Source organism: Mycobacterium sp. E2733, assembly GCF_001667585.1.
Lineage (GTDB): Bacteria > Actinomycetota > Actinomycetes > Mycobacteriales > Mycobacteriaceae > Mycobacterium.
The window spans coordinates 76,887-99,344 of record NZ_LZJZ01000104.1; the positions used below are offsets into that span (position 1 = coordinate 76,887).

A 22,458-nucleotide genomic window follows, 5' to 3' on the forward strand; every position below is an offset into this window, starting at 1 on the left:
CTGTGGCGATCGGAAGCGGTTTCCGTCACGATTTGGCCCGACGCGGCCGTAAGCGGGACCAGAGCGGGTATCCCCGCGCCATGAACGAGTTGAAGTTTCTCGAGCTACACGGTGATCGGGTCGCCTACCGCGACGAGGGCGCTGGCGAGGTGCTGCTGCTCATCCACGGGATGGCGGGCAGCTCGGAGACCTGGCGGTCGGTGATACCGCAGTTGTCGAAGAAGTTCCGGGTCATCGCGCCGGACCTGCTGGGCCACGGCGAGTCGGCGAAGCCCCGGACGGACTATTCGCTGGGCGCTTTCGCGGTCTGGCTTCGTGATCTGCTCGACGAACTCGGTGTCAGCCAGGCCACGCTGGTCGGTCAATCGCTCGGCGGCGGGGTGGCAATGCAGTTCGTCTACCAGCACCCCGATTACGCGAAGCGGTTGATCCTGATCAGCAGTGGCGGCCTCGGTCCCGACGTCGGTTGGGTGCTGCGGCTGCTCTCGGCGCCCGGGGCGGAGCTGGTGCTGCCGATCATCGCGCCGAAGCCCGTCCTGTCAATCGGCAACCGACTCCGGTCTTGGCTGAGAAACGCCGGCATCCAGTCGCCGCGCGGGGCCGAGCTGTGGAGCGCCTACTCGTCGCTGTCGGATGGCGAAACGCGTCAGTCTTTCCTGCGGACGCTGCGATCGGTGGTCGATCACCGTGGCCAGGCGGTCAGCGCGCTCAACAGGCTGCGGCTGCGTGAGGACTTACCGGTCATGGCGATCTGGGGCGAGTGTGACGCCATCATTCCCGTCCATCACGCGTACGCCGCGCACGACGCTCGTACCGACGCCAGGCTCGAAATCCTGCCGGGTGTCGGCCACTTCGCACAGGTGGAGGCGCCGAACCAGGTGGTGGAGCTGATTGAGGACTTCATCGCGACCGGCGACCGCCGGCAATCGGAGACCACACAGCCGCAGTTGTGATCTAGGCGTCGCTTCCCTGCGCGCGCCGGTCGTAAAATTACGGCGATGCGCAATGCCCCGCGTACCGCGCTTCCACCGGGGCCCCGGCTGCCCCGGGCGGTACAGGCCGCGTTCATGCTGCACCGCGGCTCGCACTTCGTTGCCGCCTGCCGCCGCCGTTATGGGAGCGTGTTCACGCTGCGCGTCGCAGGCATGGGCACGCTCGTCTACCTGGCCGACCCGGCGGCCATCAAGACGGTGTTCGCCGGTGACCCGCAGGTGTTTCATGCCGGCGAAGCAAATTCAATTCTGAGCGGGTTGCTGGGCGAGAGCTCCCTGCTGGTCATCGACGAAGACGTGCATCGGGATCGGCGCCGTCTCATGCTGCCGCCGTTCCATCGCGACGCCGTCGCACGCCAAGCGGGGCTGATGGCCGAGATCGCCGCGGCGAACATCGCAAGGTGGCCGGTGGGAGAGAGCTTCCCGGCCGCGCCAAAGATGTCGGAGATCACCCTCGAGGTGATCCTGCGTACGGTCATCGGCGCCACGGACCCGGCCCGGCTCACCGCGCTGCGAGAAATCATGCCGCGGCTGCTCACCGTGGGTCCGTGGGCGACGCTGGCACTGGCGAAGCCGGAGCTGCAGCGGTACTTCCCGTGGCGGGGGCTGCGTCGGTGCATGGCCGAAGCCGACCGCCTGCTGTACGCGGAGATCGCCGAGCGCCGCGCCGATCCCGACCTGGCCAGACGCACCGACGTGCTGGCCATGCTGGTCCGCGCCGACGACGGTGGCCGCACGATGTCCGACCGCGAGTTGCGGGACCAGTTGATGACGTTGCTGGTGGCCGGGCACGACACCACCGCGAACGGGTTGTCGTGGGCGCTCGAACGGTTGACCCGCCACCCGGCCGTATTGGCCAAGGCGGTGGTCGCGGCCGAGGCCAGCGCCGCGGGTGACCCGGCCGGCGAGGGGTATCTCGACGCGCTGGTGAAGGAGACACTGCGTATCCGTCCGGTGGTGTTCGACGTGGGTCGGGTGCTCACCGAACCGGCCGACGTGGCCGGCTACCGGCTGCCGGCAGGGGTCATGGTGGCGCCCGGGATCGGGCTGGTGCACACGAGCGCCGCGGTGTATCCGGACCCAGGCCGGTTCGATCCGGACCGGATGCTGGGCGCCACCCTGAGCCCGACGACGTGGTTCCCGTTCGGCGGCGGAAACCGCCGCTGTCTGGGCGCCGGCTTCGCGATGGTGGAGATGCGCGTGGTGTTGCGCGAGATTTTGCGCCGGGCCGAGCTGAACACCACGACCGCGGCCGACGAACGACAGAAGCTGAAATTCGTTGTCCTGATACCGCATCGCGGCGCGCGCATTCGGCTCAGCGCGATGAAAGACGTTTCCATTGCAGCGCCCGCACCAACGCAGGAGCCGGCCCGGTAGCTATATGCCGTAGTCGGGCAGTTCGAAGTCGTCGCGCACGCTGCCCGCGAAAAGCGTTGCCAGTGGGGCGAAATGCATGGTCCGCAGCGCCAGGTTTCGGAGCCACAGCCCGAACTGGGTGCGCGTGGCGAAGAAGCCGATGTAGCGCGAGGCCCCGGCTTGCTTGCTCGCGATGAAGGGGCGCATGCGCGCCTCATAGGCATCGAACGCGCGGGTATGGTCGCCCTGGGCGCGGGCGAGTTCGCCGGCCAGCACGTAGGCCTCGGTGATCGCCAGGCCGGTACCCTCGCCGCCGAGCAGTGAAATGCACCCGGCCGCATCGCCGGCCAGCAAGACCCGGCCACGCGACCAGCGATCCATCCGAATCTGGCTGACGACGTCGAAGTACAGGTCTTTGACACCGCCGGGGCCATCGTCGAGTGCGGCCAGCATGTCGTGGGCTTCCCAGCCGCAGTCGCCAAACACCCTGCGCAGCTCCTCTTTTGGTGGCGCATCGGCGTGGCGGTGTTCGGTGGCGCGGAAGATGAATAAGAACGTGGTGCGGTCGCCGCGAAGCGCGAAACGCGCCAGCTGACGCCCGGGTTCGGCGTACGTGACGTAGGCCAGCTCGTCGCGCGGGCGGTAGCCGTCGACCACACAGGCCGCGACCTTGCATCCCAGATAGCGTTCGAATTCTCGCTCGGGCCCGAAGACCAGACGGCGCACGTTTGAATGCAGTCCGTCGGCGCCGATCAACAGGTCGAAATCGCGTGTGCCGCCGCTGTCGAGGGTGAGTCGGACACCGTCACTGTGCTCCTCGACGGCGGCGATGCTGTCGCCGAAGATCGTTTCCACCTTGTCCTCGATGGTGGTGTAGATCGCGGCGGCCAGATCGCCACGCGGCAGGCTGGTGAAGTCGGCGCCAAGGAGCCGGCGAAAGACGTTCACATCCACGTCCGCCTTCACCTCGCCACGCGAGCCGACCGAACGGAGCCGTTCCATCTGGTAACCCGCGGCGCGGATGGACTCCTCGATGCCCATGCGCTTGGCCACCTGGTAGCCGACGCCCCAGAAGTCGATCATGTAGCCGCCGGTGCGAAAGTGCGGGGCCTGCTCGATCAGCGTCGGCGCGTGGCCGGTTCGATGCAGCCAGTGCGCGAGGGCAGCCCCGGCCACGCCGGCACCGCTGATGGCGATTCTCATGGTGGCTCTACGCTTGCACCCACTCCCATGCGGCGTCTAGTCGTTCACGGTCGAACGTTCGCAACTCGCCGCGCATCAGCAACGCGGCAGCCACGTTGACGCACCACTGCTCCCACCGTGGTGCGCCGACCACGGCCACCTTGGCAAAGTCGTTGCGGTGCTTGATATCGAACAGCGTGTTGAGCCACGCCGCGCGCAGGGTCCATCCGGCGAAGGGCTCATCGATGAGAAACAGCACCTTCAGCTTGCCGAAGCGGTCAAGCAAGGTTTGCACCGTGGGGGTGAGTACGTCGCGGTAATCGCGTGAGGTGAGTTTGTTCGTCGCACGCAGCCCCACCACGTCGCTGTCGCCCTCGCGCGTGACGTCTATCACGGCTGGCCCCCCGTTCGGGTGTAAGGCGCGAACAGCTCATCGGGCGCGGCGGCCAAATCGGCAGGAGCGTCGATCGTCACGACGAATGCGTGGTCGTCTTCCTCGGTGCTGAAGTGGAGGAACCGGCAGCACTCCCGCTCGCGGCGAACCAGCTCCCGTGCCTGCGTGGCGGCGTCCGGCCGGTACCGGAGTCGCATGCGGCGACCGTCGCGTTGGTAGCTGTCCAGCGCCGTCGCATTGAGCTCTTCAATCCACGCAATCCGCGCCGCGTGGTCGGACGCCGCGAGGGTGCAGGCGACCGGTGTGGATCGATGTTCGGTAGACATCACTCCAGGATCGGACTTCAAGTGGGTTGAGGGTCAAGAACGCACGCGGGACCATGGGCGTATGGCTCTCAGAATTGGCGAGTTGGCCGATGCGACCGGGACAACCGCGTCGACGATTCGCTATTACGAACAGATCGGCCTTCTGCCCAGCCCGCGAAGGGTTGGCGGTCAGCGTCGCTATGACGACGACGATCTCCGACGGGTGACGTTCATTCGACGCTGCCGCGACCTTGACTTCTCGGTCGAGCAGGTTCGCGGTCTCGTCCGACTCACGCACGATCGTGATCGTTCCTGCTTGGAGGCCCGGGACTTGGCGGAGCTTCATCTGAACGCTGTACGGGAAAAGCTCGCGGAATTGCGGGAGCTCGAAAGCCGTATCGCCGAATTGATCGCGGGCTCGAACGTCGAGTGCGGTGGCGTGGCCGCTGCGGATTGTGTCGTGCTGGAAGGGCTGTCGGAGCCCAGCGATGCCGCTCGGATTACCCTCGTGGGTCCTCGATGAGCCGTCTGAGATAGCGCAACTCAGTTCGGGTGTGTTCGCGATCCTTTTCGACGCCGTTCAGCAGGTGCACGAACGCCAAGGCGGCGATACGCCCCACCAGATGGCGAGGGAAGCGTGCCCACACCCGTGCGCTGACGCGAGTGGTCGACGCATCGTGCGGCTCCACGCGCCAGGTCACACCCTCGCCCACCTGCAGCGAAACTCCGAACCAGCGATATCGCGCGTCGGCTTCCCAGGTGACCGCCGTGCCCGGGTCCACAGCCGTGATCGTCCCCTCGGCGACACCGGGTATCCCGCCGATCTTCTCCGCGATTCGCAGCCTGGCGCCGACCTGTGTCGGTGGCAGTGAGTCGAGATGCTCCAAGCTCTCGTGCTCGCCGTTGGAAGCCAGCCACCAGCGGTCGATGTCGCTGAGCACACTCCACACCTGCGCGTGCGGTGCCGCTATCAGGACCGATTCGCTGAACTCGAACACCTTGAACCGCATCCCTTCTCTGCTCTGTTTCTCTGCTCTCGTTCCCCAATCACCCAGTGTAGTATGCGCATATGTGAATGCTTCGGCCTGCTTGCGGTCCGGCCGCGCGACGTGGAAAGCCGGCCTAGTGGGCGACCGGGGCCCGCGTGCCCCGGTAATCGACCAGCCAGTGCTTGATGCCGTTGATGAACGACGACCGAAGCCGTTCGGGATCCGACAGCGGAGTCAGGTCGGGCAGGTGATCGGCGAGCGCGTTGAACATGAGGTCGATCGTCATGCGCGCCAGGTTTGCGCCGATGCAGTAGTGCGCCCCGGTGCCGCCGAAACCGACGTGCGGGTTCGGGCTGCGCAAGATGTTGAAGGTGTAGGGCTCGTCGAAAACCTCTTCGTCGAAGTTGGCCGAGCGGTAGAACAGCACGACGCGCTGGCCTTTGCTGATCCGGACCCCACCGAGCACGGTGTCCTGGCACGCGGTGCGCTGAAAAGCCGTTATCGGTGTCGCCCAACGGATTATCTCGTCGGCGGCGGTCTTGGGTCGCCGCGCCTTGAACAGCTCCCACTGCTCCGGGTAATCGGTGAAGGCCATCATTCCCTGCGTGATGGAGTTGCGCGTCGTCTCGTTTCCGGCGACGGCGAGGGTGACCACGAACATGCCGAACTCCGCCTCGGACAGCCGCTGGCCTTCGGCGTCGGCCTGGATCAGCGTGGTGACGATGTCGTCCCCAGGATGCTCCCGCTTGCGTGCAGCCAATTGCATTGCGTACCACATCAACTCGCCCGCAGAGGTCAGCGCGTCGTTGCCCGCGAACTCCGGGTCGTCGCTGCCGATCATGTTGTTGGTCCAGTCGAACAACTTTTGGTAGTCCTGGTGCGGAACGCCCAGTAGCCCGCAGATGGCCTGCAGCGGTAGTTCGCAGGCGACCTGGCGGACGAAGTCGCCCGAACCGGCCGCGGCGGCTTGGGTCACGATGCGCCGCGCGCGCTCCGACAGTTCGGCGCGCAGCCGCTCGACCGCGCGGGGCGTGAAGGCCCGCGAGACGATCTTGCGCAATCGGCTGTGCTCGGGGTCGTCCATCATGATCATCGATGCCCGGCCCGCCTCAATCTGCCCGGCCGCCAAGTCGTCTCGGTAACGCGGGACGATCGACTTGGTCGCGGAGGAGAATACGTCGCTGCGCAGCGAGGCATCGCGGATGTCGCGGTGCTTGGTCACCACCCAGTAGCCCCCGTCGCCGAACCCGCCGGCGTCGGGCGCCTGCTCGTTCCACCAGATCGGTTCCGTCGCGCGCAGTTCGGCGAACTCCCGCGCCGGCAGCCGGTGGGCATAGATATCGGGATCGGTGAAATCAAAGCCCGGTGGGAGGTTCGGTGTGGCCATCCGATTTCTCCTAGAGACGTGTCTATTGGGATCGGTAGCAAACCCGACATGTCTTACTGCCAGCACCATAAAGCCGAGCCTCGAAGAAAAGAAGCCTTCATGAAAATTGCAGCGATGGCGGTCGCCGGCCTGACGGTCTGCGCGCTGGTGACGGCCTGCCCCGCGGGGGCCGACGTGACGGCGCGACCACTGTCCGGCCACGGTTACCGGCTCGAGCCGCCGGCCACCCCCGACCCGGAAGCGGAAGTGGCCGAGCTGCAGCGACAGGTGAACGAATTGCACGACAACTGGGACAACCTGACGCCGGCGCAACGTCAACAACGGCTGGCGCAGCTGCAGCAGCAGGCCACCACGGTGTCCAACGACGTGCAAGATCTTCCGCCGGCGCAGCGGCCGGGGGTGGAACTGCGGCTGCTGCAAACCACGCTTGCGTTGTTCGACCTGGTGCGAAAGGCGCAGGGGCCCAATCAGCCGTGCTATTTCCCCGCTTGCCTGCCCGGCCTCTGAAATCCGTCAGTGTGGAATTCGGTGCTGGCGGTTTCGCGCCCGCCGAGGTTGGTGGCCGCGGTCACGATGGCCCGCTCGATCTGACGCAGCGCGTGCACCGCGGTGAGGAATCGCCGGGTATCGGGCCCCGGTGATCCCGCCTCGCCGTCTCGCTGTCGCGCCAGGGTTTCGGCGGCGTCGAGGTCGTCCGCCGCAGAGACGATGGTCGGCGCGCGGCCGCTGCCGATCGCGGCGGCCAGCGCGTCGATGTTGTGGCGCGTCTGCGTCGCGGCGACCGAGAAGGTGTCGGCAAGGGGCGGCGACCCCACCGGGTCCTGGTACTGCTCGCTGCTGCGCGCCAGGCTGCGGCCGTACCGGTCGCAGGCCGCGAAGATGCGCAGCGCCCGGCGAATGCTGCGCCGGCCCGCGAGGCCGGCAACCCCCGCCAGCAGCGGCTTGGCGGTGACCCGGAACTGCTGCAGATCCCGGTCCAACTGGCGTGCCTGCTCGGACGGGCTGACGCTGTCCTCCTCACCGAACATGGTCGCGGCGGACACCTCGATCAGGGTCGACAGGCTGGCCAGAAACGTGCGCGTGTCGTCGCGGATCGCGGCCCTGGTGTGCGTCGGCAACACGACGACGGCCACGGTGGCTCCGATGACCGCCCCGAGCGCGGTCTCTTCGATCCGCAACATCAGTACGCCGAAAGAGAATTGGCCGAGCAGGCCGTACAGCAATGCCAGCATCGTGGTGATCCAGAAGGTCATCAGGCTGTAGGTGACCGTCATGAAATAGAAGGCGCAGAACAGGCACACGAAGATGCCGGCGAGCGCGGCCGTCCGGTCGCCGGCCAGCAATGTGGCCACCAGCACGCCGCAGGGCACGCCGAGCAAGGTCCCGAGCAGGCGTTGCCAGCCTTTGGTCAGGGTCTCGCCCCACGAGTTGGTGCCGGCGAAGATGACGAACGCGGCGATCACCGCCCAGTACCAGCGCGCCGGCGACACCAGTTCGCCGGCGACGATCGCGAGCGATGCGGCGACGGCTACCTGGATGGCCTGCCGGGTGGTCGGTAGCAGACCCGACGGCTGCGCTTCCTCGGCGGGCTCGGCGGGCGCGTCCGGGGGTGCGCCGTCGGACGCCGGCGGCCGCTCGCTGTCGGTGCTCTCCGGCGCACCGTCGGTGGCCGCGCGGTCGACGATGGCCCGGACGTCCGAAGTCGCTGTGGCGGCGTTGATTATCGCCAGGGCGAGGCGGCGCACGGCGGCGCTGCCCGGGTCATCGTCCGCCTGGGCCGTCGCCGGACCGCACTGCTCGTCAAGCAGCCGTTGCGCCAGGGCGGCGGCTTGCCGGAGGCCGTCGGGCTCGGGTAGCCGGATGGCCCGCGCCAGCCGCGAGAGCGCGTCGATGAGCGCGACCCGGGGCGGGGCGGGTATCGCGCCCGGGTCCTCCGACATGAGTGCGGCGGCCCGGCGCCCGGCCGTGGCCACCCATTCGATGGCCAGCTCGGCGTCCAGCAGCCACGGGGCCAACCGTTCGGCGGTGACACCCGGCCACAGCATGGCCGGATCGGCCTTGTCCTCGATCTGGCTCTGCACCATCAGGGCGGTCTCGTTGAGCCGGAGGGTCCGCGCCCGCATGCGACGCCGGCGCCGTTCGTCGAGGCGGCCGGTACGCACGGCTTCGGCGGTGGTGTCGACGACGATCGCCATCCGCGCCCGCAACGCCCGGACCGTCGCCCGCAGCACGCGCTCGGGCCGATCGGGCATGACGTAGGTGGTCAGCACGAACGTGCAGACAGTGCCCACCGCGACCGCCCCGATCATCCACGGCAGCTCCGAGACGCGCGCTCGCAGATACAAGGTGAAGAAGCAGATACAAGGTGAAGAAGTAGGACATGAACGCGACCATGCCCAGCGCCCGGCCGCGCGCCCCGAAGCGGCGAATGTACGCCGCGGTGAACACGACGATCACGAACACCGCGTCGCTGATCACCTGGTGGGACGCGAGCACCGCGGCGGCCGTGATGGATACGGCGGCGGGCAGGGGCAGCAACGCCATGGTGATCCGCTGCTGGTGCGGGTCCGGCTCGTTGACGGACCGGGACGCCACCATCGTGATGACGACGCCCAGCAAGGCGACGGTCAGCGGCTGTCCCGTCGCCCGGGTCAGGACGTAGAGCGCCAGCAGCGAACAGCCGAGCGCGGCCGTCGTCCGCGTCGCCATCCGCAGTCGCAGCAAACCGGGATCGGAGCCGATCACCCAGTTGCCGGCCTGTTCGTAGAGAACGGTTATCGCCCTACCCCATTTCTCGCCTGCCGGACGCATCGTGGTTACCCGAAAGCACAAGCTAGTCTTCGACATCGTGACAGCGCCGACGCGGGTGAAGCTGGCCGACGGTCGTGACCTGCTCTTCTTCGCGCTGCCCGGCCACCGCCCGGCGCCGGTCGAAGACCGCAGGCCGCTGCCGGCGCGCGGCGGGCAACAGACCGAGCTCCGGTTCGACCGGACAACCGGGCAGTGGGTGATCGTCGCGGCGCTGCGCCAAGACCGCACGTACAAGCCGCCCGCCGACCAGTGCCCGCTGTGCCCGGGTCCGACCGGGCTGATTAGCGAGGTGCCCGCTCCCGACTACGACGTGGTCGTCTTTGAGAATCGATTCCCCAGCCTCGCCGGCGGCGGGCCGGCGCTCACGGCCGCCGGTGACGGCTTCGTGTCCGCGCCCGGGCAGGGCCGGTGCGAGGTGATCTGCTTTTCCAGCGACCACACCGGCTCTTTCGCGGGGCTCGAACCCGCGCACGCCCGGCTGGTCATCGACGCGTGGCGGCACCGCACCGGCGACCTGATGGCCACGCCGGGCATCGAGCAGGTGTTTTGTTTCGAGAACCGCGGCGAGGAGATCGGGGTGACGTTGACGCACCCGCACGGTCAAATCTACGGCTACCCCTATCTGACGCCGCGCACCGCCACCATGCTCGACCAGGCGCGCCTGCACCGAATGCGCCACGGCACCAACCTCTTCGGTGACCTACTGGCCGGCGAGGTCGCCGACGGCAGCCGCATCGTCGCGCGCGACGACCTGTTCACCGCGTTCGTGCCGTTCGCCGCGCGCTGGCCGGTCGAGGTGCACATCTACCCGAACAGGTTCGTGCGCAACATCATCGAACTCGACGAGGACGAACTGGCCGGATTCGCGCGGGTCTACCTCGATGTGTTGAGGCGGTTCGACCGGATGTATGGCTCGCAGCTGCCCTACATTTCGGCGCTGCACCAGTACGCCGACACCGACGCACAGGCCGACGGCTACTTCCACGTCGAGTTGATGTCGATCCGGCGCAGCGCCACCAAGCTCAAGTACCTGGCGGCCTCCGAATCGGCGATGGACGCGTTCATCAGCGACGTCACGCCCGAAAGCGTGGCGGGGCGACTGCGGGAGCTCGGATGACGGTCCGGTACGCCGCGCCCGGGCGGATCAACTTGATCGGGGAGCACACCGACTACAACCTCGGCTTCGCCCTGCCGATCGCACTGCCGCAGCGCACGGCGGTGACGTTCACGCCCGACCGCGGCGACGCGATCACCGTCGCCAGCGACCGCGCCGACGGGCCGGTGCGCATTCCGCTGGACACCGTTCCCGGCGGCGTGACCGGCTGGGCCGCCTATGTGGCCGGGGTGATGTGGGCGCTCCGTCAGGCCGGCCACCCGGTGCCCGCCGGCGCGATGCGGATCACCAGCGACGTCGAGATGGGGTCGGGCCTGTCGTCGTCGGCGGCGCTGGAGTGCGCGGCGCTGGGGGCGATTGCGGCGGCCGCCGGGGCGCGCATCGACGCGAAAGAGCAGGCGCGGCTCGCCCAGTGCGCCGAGAACGACTACGTCGGCGCCCCAACGGGTTTGCTCGATCAGCTGGCCGCGCTGTTCGGCCGGCCGGCGACGGCGCTGCTGATCGATTTCCGTGATCTCACGGTCGCGCCGGTAGCCTTCGACCCGGACGCCGCCGGCGTCACGCTGCTGCTGATCGACTCCCGCGCCCGCCACGCCCACGCCGGCGGCGACTATGCCGCGCGCCGCGCGTCGTGCGAGCGGGCCGCCGCGGATCTCGGGGTGTCATCGCTGCGCGAGGTCCAGGACCGCGGTCCGTCCGCCGCCGCCGCGGTGAGCGATCCGGTCGACGCCCGCCGGGCCCGCCACGTGCTCAGCGAGAATCAACGCGTGCTCGATTGTGTTGCCGCGTTGGCTGATTCGGACTACACCGAGGCCGGGCGGATATTCAGCGCCTCGCACGCGTCCATGCGCGACGATTTCGAGATCACCACCGAACACATCGACCTGATCGCGGACACCGCGGTGCGGGCGGGCGCCTTGGGCGCGCGGATGACAGGCGGGGGGTTCGGTGGCTGTGTGATCGCGCTGGTGCCGACGGACCGCACCGGCGCGGTCGGTGAGGCGGTGCTACGCGCGGTGAGCGACGCCGGTTTCGAGCAACCGGTCATCGCCCGAACCCGCGCCGGCGCCGGCGCGGGGCCGGGTGGGTGAACGAGCCGGCCGGCTACGTCGAAGTTCGGGCGTACGCCGAGCTCAATGATTTCCTGCCGGCCGAGTCGCGCGGGCTGGCGGCACGCCGCCCGTTCCGGCCTCACCAGACCGTGAAGGACGTGCTGGAGGCGATGGGCATCCCGCACACCGAGGTCGACCTCGTCCTGGTGAACGGGTCCCCCCGGGACTTCGCCCACCGCCCGAGTTTCGGCGATCGCATCGCCGCCTACCCCGGGCCGCGGCGGGTGCGCGATCCGCGGTTCGTGGTCGACGTCAACCTCGGAAGGCTGGCGTGGCTACTGCGCCTGCTCGGGTTGGACGTGTGGTGGTCGAACGCCGCCGACGACCAGACCCTGGCCGACATCAGCGTCGATCAGCGCCGGATCCTGCTCACCCGTGACCGCGGCCTGTTGAAGCGCCGCGCCATCACGCATGGCCTGTTCGTTCGCCCCGACGATCCCGAGGAGCAGGCGCTCGACGTGCTGCGACGGCTGGACCTGGGGCACCGGCTGGCGCCCCTCACCCGGTGCGTCCGCTGCAACGGCACGTTGAGCCGGGTCAGCAAGGACGAGGTGATCGATCAGTTGGAGCCGCTGACGCGCGAGCACTACGAGGAGTTCAGCCGGTGCTCGGAATGCGGGCGGATCTACTGGGCCGGGTCGCACTACGCCAAGTTGGTCCAGCTGGTCGAAAGACTCCGCGGCCAGCTGGGTTGACGTGTTGGGGACGCGCGGTTTCACGTCATTGCTGTAACGCACGTCCGATAGCTGTAACGTAACGGATATGCCGGGGATGATGTGCGCTGTCTGCGGGACGAGCTTCTCGGCGCGATCCGACGCGGTCTACTGCTCGTCGGCGTGCCGGCAGAAGGCTCATCGCGCCCGGTCGGCGCGCCGGACGGCGGTGCTGCGGGAGGCTCTCCGTCGAAGCAGCGGGGCGGGCCGCGGCGCGGACTCCGACGCCGCTAGATCGCTGCAGCGATCGGTCGCCAGTTCCATGCGACGCGCGCGCGAACAGCTCGACCGATCGCGCGAACTGTGTCGCGTGTCCGAGCTTCGGCTGCAGGAAAGCGACGTTGTCCTCCAAGAATCGGTCAAGAAGTGGGCCGCAAAGTCGTACCCGGAGCATGCGTCATGGCTTGGGAACTAGACGGGCAGACGGCAGCGGTTGAGCAGGCCCTCGCCGGCGGTACGCCGCAGCGGGCCGGTTGGTTTCGTTTCTACTTCGAAGGCCAGCGCTGGGAATGGTCGGATCAGGTGCAGCGAATGCACGGCTACGAACCCGGAACGGTGACGCCGACGACCGAGCTGGTGATCGCCCACAAACATCCCGCCGACCGCAACGAAGTGGCCGCCACCATCAATGACATGGTTGAGAACCGGCGGCCGTTCAGCACCAGGCACCGCATCGTCGACACCCGCGGCAACACCCACGAAGTGGTGGTGGTGGGCGATCAACTCTGCGACGGCAGCGGCGACGCCATCGGCACCCACGGCTTCTATGTCGATGTGACGCCGACGTCCAGCCGCAAGCGCGAGGAGAACATCAGCGCGAAGGTGGCCGAGATCGCCGAGCGTCGCGGCGCCATCGACCGAACCAAAGGAATGTTGATGTTGGTCTACGGCGTTGACGAGCTGGCGGCGTTCAACCTGCTCAGATCGTTGTCCCAGGTGCGCAACATGAAGCTGGGCGTGCTCGCCGAACAAATCGCGAAAGACTTCTCCGAATTGGGCAAGGAAATCATCACGTCGCGCTCACGGTTCGACCAACGTCTGCTCACCGCGCACCTGCGGGCGTCCGGCGGCGGGTAGGGCTATTCGGCCGGGGTCAGGCGCACCGCTCCGAGGTGCATCCGGTCGACCGCCTCGGCGAACTCTTCGCGTGTCGGTATTCGTTGATCGCGAAATTTCAGTCCGATCATCCGCTGGGCGCGCTGAACGCCGTAGGACTCGGCGCAGCGCAGGAAGAGGTCGGAGACGACGGCGCGGTCGCGGATGAGCTCCCCGCGCATCGCGGTCTGCTTGCCGTCGTAGGTGACCTGCGCCGGAGCGCCGCCGCGGAAATTCTGCTTCCATCCAGCGCCGGTCAGTGCGTACAGCTGGTTGTCAATCGTGTGGGCGCTCACCGGAATTGAGAACGGCCGGCCCGTCTTCCGCCCGGTGAAGTTCAGCACCATGAGCTGCTTGCGGGCGGCGCCGGCCAGCGGGGTGCGCAGCAGAAACCCCAGTACCGGGTTGACGATGCGCAGCACCGCCGACGGTGGGTGCCCGGCGTCGATCGCATAGGACTGCTCTGGCATGCGCTTACCGTAAGCCCAATCGGGTTCCGCGGCCTAGCGATGGGTGCTGGCGCCGCGGAGTGGTCCCCGCGGCGCCAGCCCGTTCCTCGGTCAGGGGGTGATGGTGGTCTGGTCGTCGATGATGTTGGTGGCGTCCATCAACGGGCCCTGATCGGCTTGTGGGCCCTCGGCGTTGAGCTGAAGCACGAAGACCGCGCCCTGGCTGGGGATCACCACCGTCTTCTGCGCGATGACGCGCGTGCCGCCGTCCTTCTGGTACGTGCCGCCAAGCTGCCACGCCTGGAAGCCGCCGAGCGTGGACGCCTTGCCGTCACCATTGCCCTCGTATCCGGGCAGGTTCTGCACCTCGCCCGGCCCGCAAATCGTTATCCAATTCGTCTGGAAAACCCCACCCGATACACCGTTGTCCAGTAAGAGACAGGTATGCGGTCACGAAGGGCCCTCGTCGCGCTCCTGGCGGCGTCGGTCGTCTTCATGGCGTTCGTCGCCGCGGCGCCGCCCATTGCCTACGACGGCGAGCCCGCATTCGTGACCAATCCGGTCGACCACGTCGCCACGCTGGTCGGCACCGGGACGGGCGGCGAGACGGTGGGCGAGATCAACAACTTCCCTGGCGCCACCGTGCCGTTCGGAATGGTGCAGTACTCACCGGACACCGAGGGCAATTACGCCGGCTACAACTACGACAACCCGCGCTCCACCGGGTTCAGCATGACCCACGCCTCGGTGGGCTGCGCCGCGTTCGGCGATATCTCAATGTTGCCGACCACCAACGGAATCGGAGTGCAACCCTGGAATGCGTGGGAGCGGATCGCCCACGACGACACCGAACGGGGCGTGCCGGGCTATTACACGGTGCGGTTTCCGGGCACCGGGGTGAAGGCCGAACTCACCGCCACCACGCGCACGGGTGTCGGCCGATTCAGCTACCCGCGCAACGGCCGCCCCGCCCTGCTCCACGTGCGCTCGGGCGCGTCGCTCGCGGGCAACTCCCGCGCGACCATCCAGATCGGGGAGGACAACACCACGATCACCGGCTGGGCCACCAGCGGAGGATTCTGCGGGAAGAACAACACCTACACCGTCTATTTCGCCATGAAGTTCAGCCAACCCTTCACCTCGTTCGGGGCCTGGGATGGCAATGCGGTCTACCCCGGCGCGCGCAGCGCGAATTCGCCGTACAGCGGCGGATACGTCGCATTCCCGGCCGGGGCGGTGCTGGAGGTGCGGACCGCGATCTCCTACGTCGGCATCGACGGTGCGCGGGCCAACCTGGCCACGGAGGGTGCTGCGAGCTTCGACGAAGTCCGTGGCGCCGCGTCGAAAATGTGGAACGCCTCGCTGTCGCGCATCGCGGTTGCCGGCCGCAACGACGATGACCTGGAGACGTTCTACACGACGCTCTATCGATCGCTGTTGCACCCCAACACCTTCAACGACGCGGACGGACGTTACATCGGATTCGACGGCGGCGTGCACACGGTGGCCGCGGGGCACACGCAGTACGCCAACTTCTCCGACTGGGACACCTACAGATGTTTGGCGGCACTGCAGGCGCTCCTTTTTCCGGATCGGGCCGGCGACATGGCCCAATCGCTGGTGAACGACGCCGAGCAGAGCGGAGCGCTGCCACGCTGGGCCCTGGCCAACGCCGCGACCGCCGAGATGAGCGGGGACAACGTGGTGCCGCTCATCGTGAACTTGCACGCCTTCGGGGCCGAGGACTTCGACACCCGAACGGCACTGCGCTACATGGTGGATGCGGCGACGAAAGGCGGTGTCGGGCTTAACGGTTACGTCGAGCGGCCCGGGATTGACACGTACCAACGCTTCGGTTACGCGCCGTTCTCCTTCGAATTCCGCACCGACGGCTGGATCGCCGCCGCGTCCATCACGCTCGAGTGGTCGCTCGACGACTTCGCCATCTCGCGGTTCGCCGATTCGCTCGGGGACACGGCGACCGCCGCCGAATTCCAGGGCCGGTCGCAGTACTGGCAGAACCTGTTCAATCCGACCACGCGGTACATCTCGCCCCGCAGCTGGACCACTTTCTTCCGCGCCGGCCCGGCGTTCGTGGTGTCCCCCTCGGACTTCGGCCAGGTCGGCTTCGACGAGGGTAACGCCGCGCAATACATCTGGTGGGTGCCGCACAACGTGGCCGGCCTGGTGACCGCGCTCGGCGGCCGCCAGGCGGTGGCCGGCCGGCTCGACGGTTTCACCAAGAAACTCAACGTCGGTCCCAACGAGCCCTATCTGTGGGCCGGCAACGAACCCGGCTTCGGCGTGCCGTGGCTGTACAACTACATCGGTCAACCCTGGAAGACGCAACGCACGGTGGACCGGGTGCGCGGGTTGTTCGGCCCGACGGCCGACGGGGAGCCGGGGAACGACGACTTGGGCGCGCTGGCCAGCTGGTACGTCTGGGCTGCCCTGGGCCTCTATCCGAGCATTCCGGGAACGTCGATACTCACCGTGGCCGCACCGCTCTTCGATCGTGCCGTGATCGCCCTCCCCGGCGGCAAGACCATTCGGATCTCCGCACCGGGCGCGTCCGGACCGCACCACCTCAAATACATGAGCGGGCTGCGCGTCGACGGCCGGGCAAGCGATCGCACGTGGTTGCCCGAGTCGTTCATTCGCACCGGTGGGGACCTGAACTTCTCGCTCGCCGGATATCCGGACAGGCTTTGGGGCACAGATGAATCGTCCGCGCCGCCGTCGTTCGGTACGGGCAGTTCGGCCGTAACTGTCAACGTCCCCAGCCCCATCGTCACCATCGCGTCGGGCACCACGGGCTCGGTAAGACTCGACGCTCAACGAATGATCGGTGACGCCGGCGGCTACGCCGTCACCGGCACCGCCTCGGACCCCGGGATCACCGTGACGGCCGCGACCGGCCAGTTCTCCTCCGAGGGGTCGGCGACCATCGACGTACCCATCAAGGTCGAACGATCGGTATCCCCGGAGTACTACTTGGTGTATCTGACCTCTACGGTCGGCCAAAGCGCCCGCACGTCAACCATTCTCGTGGTCGTGCAGCCCGGAGCTGGGTGATCCGGCGGCGCACGCTTTTAGATCATCTCGTTTTTGGTCAACCACCGCATCACCGGCCAGCCGGCGAACACCGGCAGCCAGCAGGTGAGCACCCGATACAGCAGAACCGACGGCAGGCCGATGGCCGCCGGCACCCCGAAGGCGGCCAGGCCACCGATCAGCGCCGCCTCGACGGCCCCCACGCCGCCGGGCGTCGGCGCGGCGGACGCCAGCGTTCCGCCGACCATGGTGACCACGGTGACGGTGACGAACGAAGCACCGCCGCCGAAGGCTTCGACGCTGGTCCACAGCGCCAGCGCCGCACCCAGAGTCGTTCCCGCGCAGCCCAGTACGATGAGCCCCAGTCGTTGCGGCTCTCGGGCGACCTCGACGAGGTCGGTTGTCACCTCCTTGAGTTTGGGGCGCACGTCGGTGGCCAGCCAGCGTCGCAGCTTGGGCACGAACAGAAAGGTGCCGACAATCCCCAGCGCCACGCCCGCGATCAGGTAGAGCACCGTGGCGGTGGGGACGAAGTGGGAAAGGTTCATCGACGCGCCGGCGACGGTGCTGAACAGGATCAGCAATACGAGGTGCATGATCACCTGCACGGATTGCTGCAGGGCCACCGCCGTGGTGGCCCGCATGGCGGACAGCCCGCCGCCCTTTTGCAGGTATCGCGTACTCAGCGCCAGCCCGCCCACCCCGGCCGGCGTGGTGGTCGCGGCAAAGGTGTTGGCCACCTGCGCGATTGACAGCTTCCAGAAGTTCACCGTCTCGTCGGCGGACGCCCACAGCGCCGCGGCCGCCCCGACGTAGGTGAGCGCCGACACCGCCAGGCCCAGCAGCGCCCACCACCAGTTCGCGGTTCTGAGTTGGGAGAAGAACGTGGGCGCGGTGCTGATGAACGGGTACGCGACGTAGATCAGCGCCCCGAAGAGCACCAGCTGGATGATCTGGCTGCGGGTGAACCGGGTGATGGTTTCGGGTTTGATCTGGTCGGCCCCGGTCTGCCGCTTCACCTCCGCGCGGGCGGCCGAGATTACGGCGCCCGCATCCGAGATCGACCTGCGAATGGGCCGCGGCACGGCGACTTTCGTCAATCGTCGCGACGCGCCCAGGATGGTGTCCCGATCGAAAGCCTCGATCGCGGCGGCCACCGCGGATTTGGGGTCATACAGGGCCGAGGTCGTCACCAGCAGCTGGGCGATGTCGGATTGGAGTTGGGCTTCCGTGGCGCCGTATTCGGCGCTGTGGAAGCCGCCGAAGAGCACGGCGCCGTCGTGGACGGTGATTTCGTTGGCCCGCAGGTCGCCATGCGCGATCTGCTGGTCATTGAGGAACCGCAGCGCCTGCCACACCTTGTCTACGGGCGTGGACTGTGCGCATCGACCGAGCGGCAGACCATCAGGTGGCTTGTGCGAGTAGAGGATCCAGCCGCGATCGAGGGTGGCGACGGCGATCGTCGAGGTGTTGGCCAGGTTCACCTCCCCGATGGCGATAGTCATCAGCGCCCGGTGCTCGACGGCGCGGCGCATGGAGGTCACCAGGGGCGCGGTCTCGGTGTCGCGCAGCCGCAGCTTGATCCACAGTTGGCGCAGCGTGCCGCCGCTGCGCTGATGCGGGCCGTACAGCTCGATGACCGCTGTGCGGTCGGGTTCATCGCATCCGGCCGAAAGGACGAGCGGACCGCGACCGGCGGGCCGGACCACGGTGAGCCGCGAGACGACGAATCCGCGCCTGGCCATCGCGCGCACGGCCGCCTCCAGGGGCACCTCGAGCGCGGGGGTGCCGACCACGAGGACCACCAGCGAGCCGACGAGCCAGCCGACCGCCAGGCCCACCAGCGCGCGGGCCGGCACGATCGCGCTGACCACCAGGTGGATCGGCACGAAGGCCAGCAGCAGCGCCCACCACCAATGCCGCCAGCGCGCGGGCAGCCACGGACCCGAGACGGTCAGCACCGCCGCCAGCATCCCGATCCAGCGGGGGTCGTCGAGGAACTGCCCCAACACGGTCTGCAGGTGTTCGGAGAGGTCGAAGTGCCAGCGGGGCGCCGAAAACCCGTTGCCGCCCACCGACAACGGCAGCGCCGCGAGCAGCGCGGCGGCCGCATACGCCCCGAGCAGTTTCCATTGCCGGCCGACGATCAGGCCGATCAAGATCATGAACGGCAGGGCCAGGATCGCCAAGCCGTACGCGAGGTACACGAGATCGGACTGTCGGGGGGAGAGCACGCCGACGATCTGCGAGATGGACTTTTCCAGCGCGTCCCACTGCGGCCGGGTGATCAGCGAACTGGTGATCACCATCGCGAGGAAGGTGGCGCTCGCGGCCAGCCGCAGAATGTCGTTGGTGCGCCGGGTCAACGGCTGCAGCAAGCTGCCGGAAACGCTGACCTCGCGCCCGTCGACTCGCATGTTGTAACGATCCTTCGGATCCGTTCGGCGCCGCTGGTCAATCTGCTCGGCGGCTCGCCGACAACTTAACGCCCATATCCGCTTGCGCGACAGCTCCCACCCACGTGGCGCGCGTAGGGTCGTGTAGGTAGGTGAGCTAGCGAATCGGAGGGCGGAGCGTGGGGAGAACGGACAACGACAGCTGGGAGATCACCGAGAGCGTCGGGGCGACGGCGCTGGGCGTGGCGTCCGCCCGCGCGGCCGAGACGCGAAGCGAGAATCCCCTGATCCGGGATCCCTTCGCGCAGGTCTTTCTCGACGCCGCAGGCGACGGCGTGTGGAACTGGCACTCGGCACCGCAGCTACCGGACGAACTCGTCGAGGCCGAACCCGAACTGCCGCTGCAGATGCAGGCGATGGTCGGCTACATGGCCTCGCGGACAGCGTTTTTCGACGAGTTCTTCCTCGCCGCGACGCGGGCCGGCATCCGACAGGCGGTGATCCTGGCCGCGGGCCTGGACGCGCGGGCGTGGCGGCTGTCCTGGCCGGATGGCACGACGGTCTACGAGTTGGACCAGCCCCGCGTGCTGGACTTCAAATTGTCGACGCTGGCCGAACACGGGGCCCAGCCCGCGTGCCACCGGATCGCCGTCCCGGTCGACCTTCGCCACGACTGGCCGGCGGCGTTGCGGCGGGCCGGGTTCGACCCCTCTGCGCCGAGCGTGTGGTCGGCTGAGGGGCTGATGCCCTACTTGCCGGCCGCCGCCCAGGAGTTGCTGTTCGACCGCGTGCACGGGCTGACCGCCCCCGGCAGCCGGGTAGCCGTGGAAGCGCTGGGGCCGAAGTTCCTCGACCCGGAGTTCCGCGCGAAGCGCCGCGCCCGGATGGACCGGGTCCGCGCGCTGATGGCGCGGGTGGACCCGGACCGCGAGGTGCCGAGGACCGACGAGCTGTGGTACTTCGAGGAGCGCGAGGACGTCGGTGACTGGTTTCGTCGCCACGGCTGGAGCGTGACTGTCACCCCGTCCGACAAGCTGATGGCCGGCTACGACCGCGCGGCGCCCAATGAGGTCGAGGATGCCGTGCCGGGAAACCTGTTCGTGTCGGCCGAGCGGGCGGCCGACTAGCGGCCGTCCGCCTCCGAGTCCTCGCGACGGCCGGCGCGCCAATGCCGGTATCCGCGCCGCGCGGCGAACGCGCCGACGATGGCGGTGACGCACCAGACCGCGATCGCCGCGTACGCCAACGGCGACGACCGGTTCCCGATTGAGGCGCCCAGCGCGGTGTAGACGAACGCTCGCGGGACCGACCCGACGAACGCGCCAACGGCCATCTGCCACAAGGGAACTCCGAACGCGCCAAACGCATAGGAAGCGAGCGCATCGGAGATGCCCGGGACGAAGCGCTGACCGACGACCGCCCACAGCCCGCGGCGTTCGATCAAGGCATCCATGCGGTCGGTCCGTTTCGGACCCAGCAGCGCACGCGCGCTGTCCCGGCCGGCCCGGCGGCCGATGAGGCTCGCGACGACCGCGGTACCCACGGTCGCGCCCAGCGTCACGAAGACACCGAGCACCGGACCGAACAGCAGGCCGCTGGCCGCGGCCAGAATCGAGCCTGGCACGAACAACGCGCCCAGGAAGGCGGACACGGCGACGTAGGTCGCCGGCGCTGCCGGACCCGTCGCCGATACGACGCGCCGCACCTCCTCGACGTTGATGACGCGCGCGACGGCCACCAGATAGAACAGCACCAGAAGGAATATGACGAACACGGCGAGCCGCACGATGTGTGTTCGTCGGGAAGTGGGTCCGGATTCCGGCGCGGAATCGTCGCTGTCGTCCATGCTGTCCGCGATTCTCCCGCACCGGCCCGGTTCGGCCCACTCGGCATCGGCGGAAAGGCGTCACGGCGCACGTGCGGCCGCCGTAGAGTGCTACCCATCAGGGAATTGCATACCTGTGAGAGGCCTTCCTCGATGTCCGAGCACCCTGAGCCACCGCGGGGCAAGCGGATTGTCGTCTGCCTCGACGGCACCGCCAACCAGATCGGGGCCGGGAATCTCACCAATGTCGCCAAGCTGTTCGAGATGTTGGAGAAGGACGATCCGGCCGGCCAGCTCGCCTACTATGACCCCGGTGTCGGCACGCTGGCGCCGGCATCGGCGCATTCTTGGTTGTCCCGCACCAAGGACTTACTGTTCGAGCAGGCGTTCGGCGCGGGGCTGAAAGGCAATGTAGCCCAAGCCTACCGCTACGTGATGCAGCATTGGCGTCCGGGCGATGCGCTCTATATCTTCGGATTCAGCCGCGGCGCCTACACCGCGCGTGCGTTGGCCGGCATGCTGCTGCGGCCGGGATTGATGCGGCCCGGCTCGGAGAACCTGCTGCCGTATGCGGTCGAAAAGTACGCCATCAATCGGTATTTCACTGAGGACGAGTACGCCCACTGGGCCGAGTTCGCCCGCGCGTTCTGCTGGCGTACCGAGGGCGAGCCGCTGTTTTCGACTGTGCGGCAAAACAGCCCGAATCAGGTGTGGCACCACGCGGTGCCGGTGGCGTATCTCGGCTTGTGGGACACCGTGAAGGCGGCCGGCTTCCTGCGGTTCGGTAACCTGCGGTGGCCCTACACTCGCTCGCTGCCCAATGTGGCGCGCATTCGCCACGCCGTCTCGATCGACGAACGTCGCCGCCCCTACCGGGAGTACCTCGTCGAGCGCCATCCGCAGGGGCTTTCCGAACGCTGGTTCGCCGGCGTGCACGCCGATGTCGGCGGTACGTTCATGCCCGATCACCGGCTTGCCACGATCGCGTTGAAGTGGGTCACCGACGGGATCGTCGGTGAACTGGCGATCAACGCGGCGGCCTACCGGCAGCAGTGCACGGTGACCGAAGACTTCGCGGACGCGCCGATCCACAATAACGGCAAACTCTGGTACCTGGTCGGCCGTCGGCGCCGGCCGATGGGGCCCGACGGGCTGGTGCATCCGAGCGTGCTCGTGCGCCGACGTGACAACCCGGGCTACCTGACGAATCTGACCGACGAAGCGCAGCGGCTCAGCGCCGAACCGACCGACTGGACGTCCCCCGCGTTGTGAAGGAGAAGCGCC

Annotated in this window: 20 protein-coding genes and 1 pseudogene; 11 read left to right on the plus strand and 10 right to left on the minus strand. The window is 68.0% G+C overall.

Annotated features, from left to right (window positions below; all coding sequences use genetic code 11):
• The first annotated feature begins 80 nt into the window (after positions 1 to 80).
• Positions 81 to 953: an alpha/beta fold hydrolase gene (locus tag A5678_RS19420; protein WP_068045614.1), complete on the plus strand. Its 873-nt coding sequence runs from the start codon at positions 81 to 83 to the stop codon at positions 951 to 953.
• 45 nt (positions 954 to 998) lie between these two features.
• On the plus strand, positions 999 to 2,369 hold the full coding sequence (locus tag A5678_RS19425; RefSeq protein ID WP_068045356.1) for a cytochrome P450: 1,371 nt from the start codon (positions 999 to 1,001) through the stop codon (positions 2,367 to 2,369).
• On the opposite strand, the gene A5678_RS19430 is transcribed toward A5678_RS19425, so the two are convergent.
• Genes A5678_RS19430 through A5678_RS19440 form a run of 3 tightly spaced genes read right to left on the minus strand, consistent with a single transcriptional unit; the run spans position 2,370 to position 4,250 of the window.
• A complete protein-coding gene (locus tag A5678_RS19430; protein WP_068045360.1) occupies positions 2,370 to 3,551 on the minus strand; it encodes an FAD-binding domain in 1,182 nt (393 codons plus the stop codon). It lies immediately after the preceding gene.
• A gap of 7 nt (positions 3,552 to 3,558) precedes the next feature.
• Positions 3,559 to 3,924 carry an STAS/SEC14 domain-containing protein gene (locus A5678_RS19435; protein ID WP_068045363.1) on the minus strand — a complete coding sequence of 122 codons (366 nt, stop codon included), beginning with the start codon at positions 3,922 to 3,924 and terminating at the stop codon, positions 3,559 to 3,561.
• The gene (locus A5678_RS19440) at positions 3,921 to 4,250 is read right to left on the minus strand and encodes a hypothetical protein (RefSeq protein WP_068045368.1); all 330 of its coding nucleotides are present in this window, start codon (positions 4,248 to 4,250) and stop codon (positions 3,921 to 3,923) included. Before A5678_RS19440 ends, A5678_RS19435 begins: the two co-directional genes overlap by 4 nt.
• A gap of 82 nt (positions 4,251 to 4,332) precedes the next feature.
• On the opposite strand from A5678_RS19440, the gene A5678_RS19445 reads away from it, so the two are divergent.
• On the plus strand, positions 4,333 to 4,752 hold the full coding sequence (locus tag A5678_RS19445) for a MerR family transcriptional regulator (protein WP_231983716.1): 420 nt from the start codon (positions 4,333 to 4,335) through the stop codon (positions 4,750 to 4,752).
• Here A5678_RS19445 and A5678_RS19450 read toward each other — a convergent pair.
• Positions 4,730 to 5,239: an SRPBCC family protein gene (locus A5678_RS19450; RefSeq protein ID WP_068045374.1), complete on the minus strand. Its 510-nt coding sequence runs from the start codon at positions 5,237 to 5,239 to the stop codon at positions 4,730 to 4,732. The two genes, A5678_RS19445 and A5678_RS19450, sit on opposite strands and share 23 nt — an antisense overlap.
• Positions 5,240 to 5,351: 112 nt before the next feature.
• A complete protein-coding gene (locus A5678_RS19455) occupies positions 5,352 to 6,605 on the minus strand; it encodes a cytochrome P450 (RefSeq protein ID WP_068045376.1) in 1,254 nt (417 codons plus the stop codon).
• Between the two features lie 99 nt (positions 6,606 to 6,704).
• Between A5678_RS19455 and A5678_RS19460 the strand changes: the two genes are divergently transcribed.
• A complete protein-coding gene (locus tag A5678_RS19460; RefSeq protein WP_156746997.1) occupies positions 6,705 to 7,112 on the plus strand; it encodes a hypothetical protein in 408 nt (135 codons plus the stop codon).
• Here the strand turns inward: A5678_RS19460 and A5678_RS19465 are convergent.
• Positions 7,082 to 9,350 (minus strand): annotated as a pseudogene (locus A5678_RS19465) (FUSC family protein). The gene A5678_RS19460 and the pseudogene A5678_RS19465 overlap by 31 nt on opposite strands.
• Positions 9,351 to 9,453: 103 nt before the next feature.
• Between A5678_RS19465 and galT the strand changes: the two are divergent.
• The 4 genes from galT (at position 9,454) to A5678_RS19490 (ending at position 13,432) form a co-directional block, all read left to right on the plus strand.
• Entirely contained in the window at positions 9,454 to 10,533 is a 1,080-nt protein-coding gene (galT, locus tag A5678_RS19470; protein WP_231983719.1) for a galactose-1-phosphate uridylyltransferase, read from the plus strand.
• Positions 10,530 to 11,621, plus strand: coding sequence for a galactokinase (locus tag A5678_RS19475; protein ID WP_068045386.1), 1,092 nt, complete (start codon positions 10,530 to 10,532; stop codon positions 11,619 to 11,621). The genes galT and A5678_RS19475 overlap by 4 nt, the downstream gene beginning before the upstream one ends.
• Positions 11,618 to 12,337, plus strand: a complete 720-nt coding sequence (locus A5678_RS19480) for a Mut7-C RNAse domain-containing protein (RefSeq protein WP_068045390.1) — start codon at positions 11,618 to 11,620, stop codon at positions 12,335 to 12,337. Before A5678_RS19475 ends, A5678_RS19480 begins: the two co-directional genes overlap by 4 nt.
• 417 nt (positions 12,338 to 12,754) lie before the next feature.
• Positions 12,755 to 13,432 (plus strand): PAS and ANTAR domain-containing protein, encoded by a 678-nt coding sequence (locus A5678_RS19490; protein WP_068045396.1) that lies wholly within the window; start codon positions 12,755 to 12,757, stop codon positions 13,430 to 13,432.
• A 2-nt stretch (positions 13,433 to 13,434) separates the two neighbouring features.
• Here the strand turns inward: A5678_RS19490 and A5678_RS19495 are convergent, their stop codons facing one another.
• Positions 13,435 to 13,920: a hypothetical protein gene (locus A5678_RS19495; protein WP_068045398.1), complete on the minus strand. Its 486-nt coding sequence runs from the start codon at positions 13,918 to 13,920 to the stop codon at positions 13,435 to 13,437.
• A gap of 90 nt (positions 13,921 to 14,010) precedes the next feature.
• Positions 14,011 to 14,331 carry an LpqN/LpqT family lipoprotein gene (locus tag A5678_RS19500; protein ID WP_255396928.1) on the minus strand — a complete coding sequence of 107 codons (321 nt, stop codon included), beginning with the start codon at positions 14,329 to 14,331 and terminating at the stop codon, positions 14,011 to 14,013.
• Between the two features lie 12 nt (positions 14,332 to 14,343).
• On the opposite strand from A5678_RS19500, the gene A5678_RS19505 reads away from it, so the two are divergent.
• Positions 14,344 to 16,974 (plus strand): GH92 family glycosyl hydrolase, encoded by a 2,631-nt coding sequence (locus A5678_RS19505; RefSeq protein ID WP_068045401.1) that lies wholly within the window; start codon positions 14,344 to 14,346, stop codon positions 16,972 to 16,974.
• A 17-nt stretch (positions 16,975 to 16,991) separates the two neighbouring features.
• Here A5678_RS19505 and A5678_RS19510 read toward each other — a convergent pair whose 3' ends face one another.
• The gene (locus tag A5678_RS19510) at positions 16,992 to 19,370 is read right to left on the minus strand and encodes a lysylphosphatidylglycerol synthase transmembrane domain-containing protein (RefSeq protein WP_068045404.1); all 2,379 of its coding nucleotides are present in this window, start codon (positions 19,368 to 19,370) and stop codon (positions 16,992 to 16,994) included.
• Between the two features lie 158 nt (positions 19,371 to 19,528).
• On the opposite strand from A5678_RS19510, the gene A5678_RS19515 reads away from it, so the two are divergent.
• Positions 19,529 to 20,476: a class I SAM-dependent methyltransferase gene (locus tag A5678_RS19515; RefSeq protein ID WP_068045407.1), complete on the plus strand. Its 948-nt coding sequence runs from the start codon at positions 19,529 to 19,531 to the stop codon at positions 20,474 to 20,476.
• On the opposite strand, the gene A5678_RS19520 is transcribed toward A5678_RS19515, so the two are convergent.
• Positions 20,473 to 21,195 (minus strand): TVP38/TMEM64 family protein, encoded by a 723-nt coding sequence (locus A5678_RS19520; protein ID WP_068045410.1) that lies wholly within the window; start codon positions 21,193 to 21,195, stop codon positions 20,473 to 20,475. The genes A5678_RS19515 and A5678_RS19520 overlap by 4 nt on opposite strands.
• Before the next feature lie 132 nt (positions 21,196 to 21,327).
• Between A5678_RS19520 and A5678_RS19525 the strand changes: the two genes are divergently transcribed.
• A complete protein-coding gene (locus A5678_RS19525) occupies positions 21,328 to 22,446 on the plus strand; it encodes a DUF2235 domain-containing protein (protein ID WP_068045413.1) in 1,119 nt (372 codons plus the stop codon).
• Positions 22,447 to 22,458 lie beyond the last annotated feature (12 nt).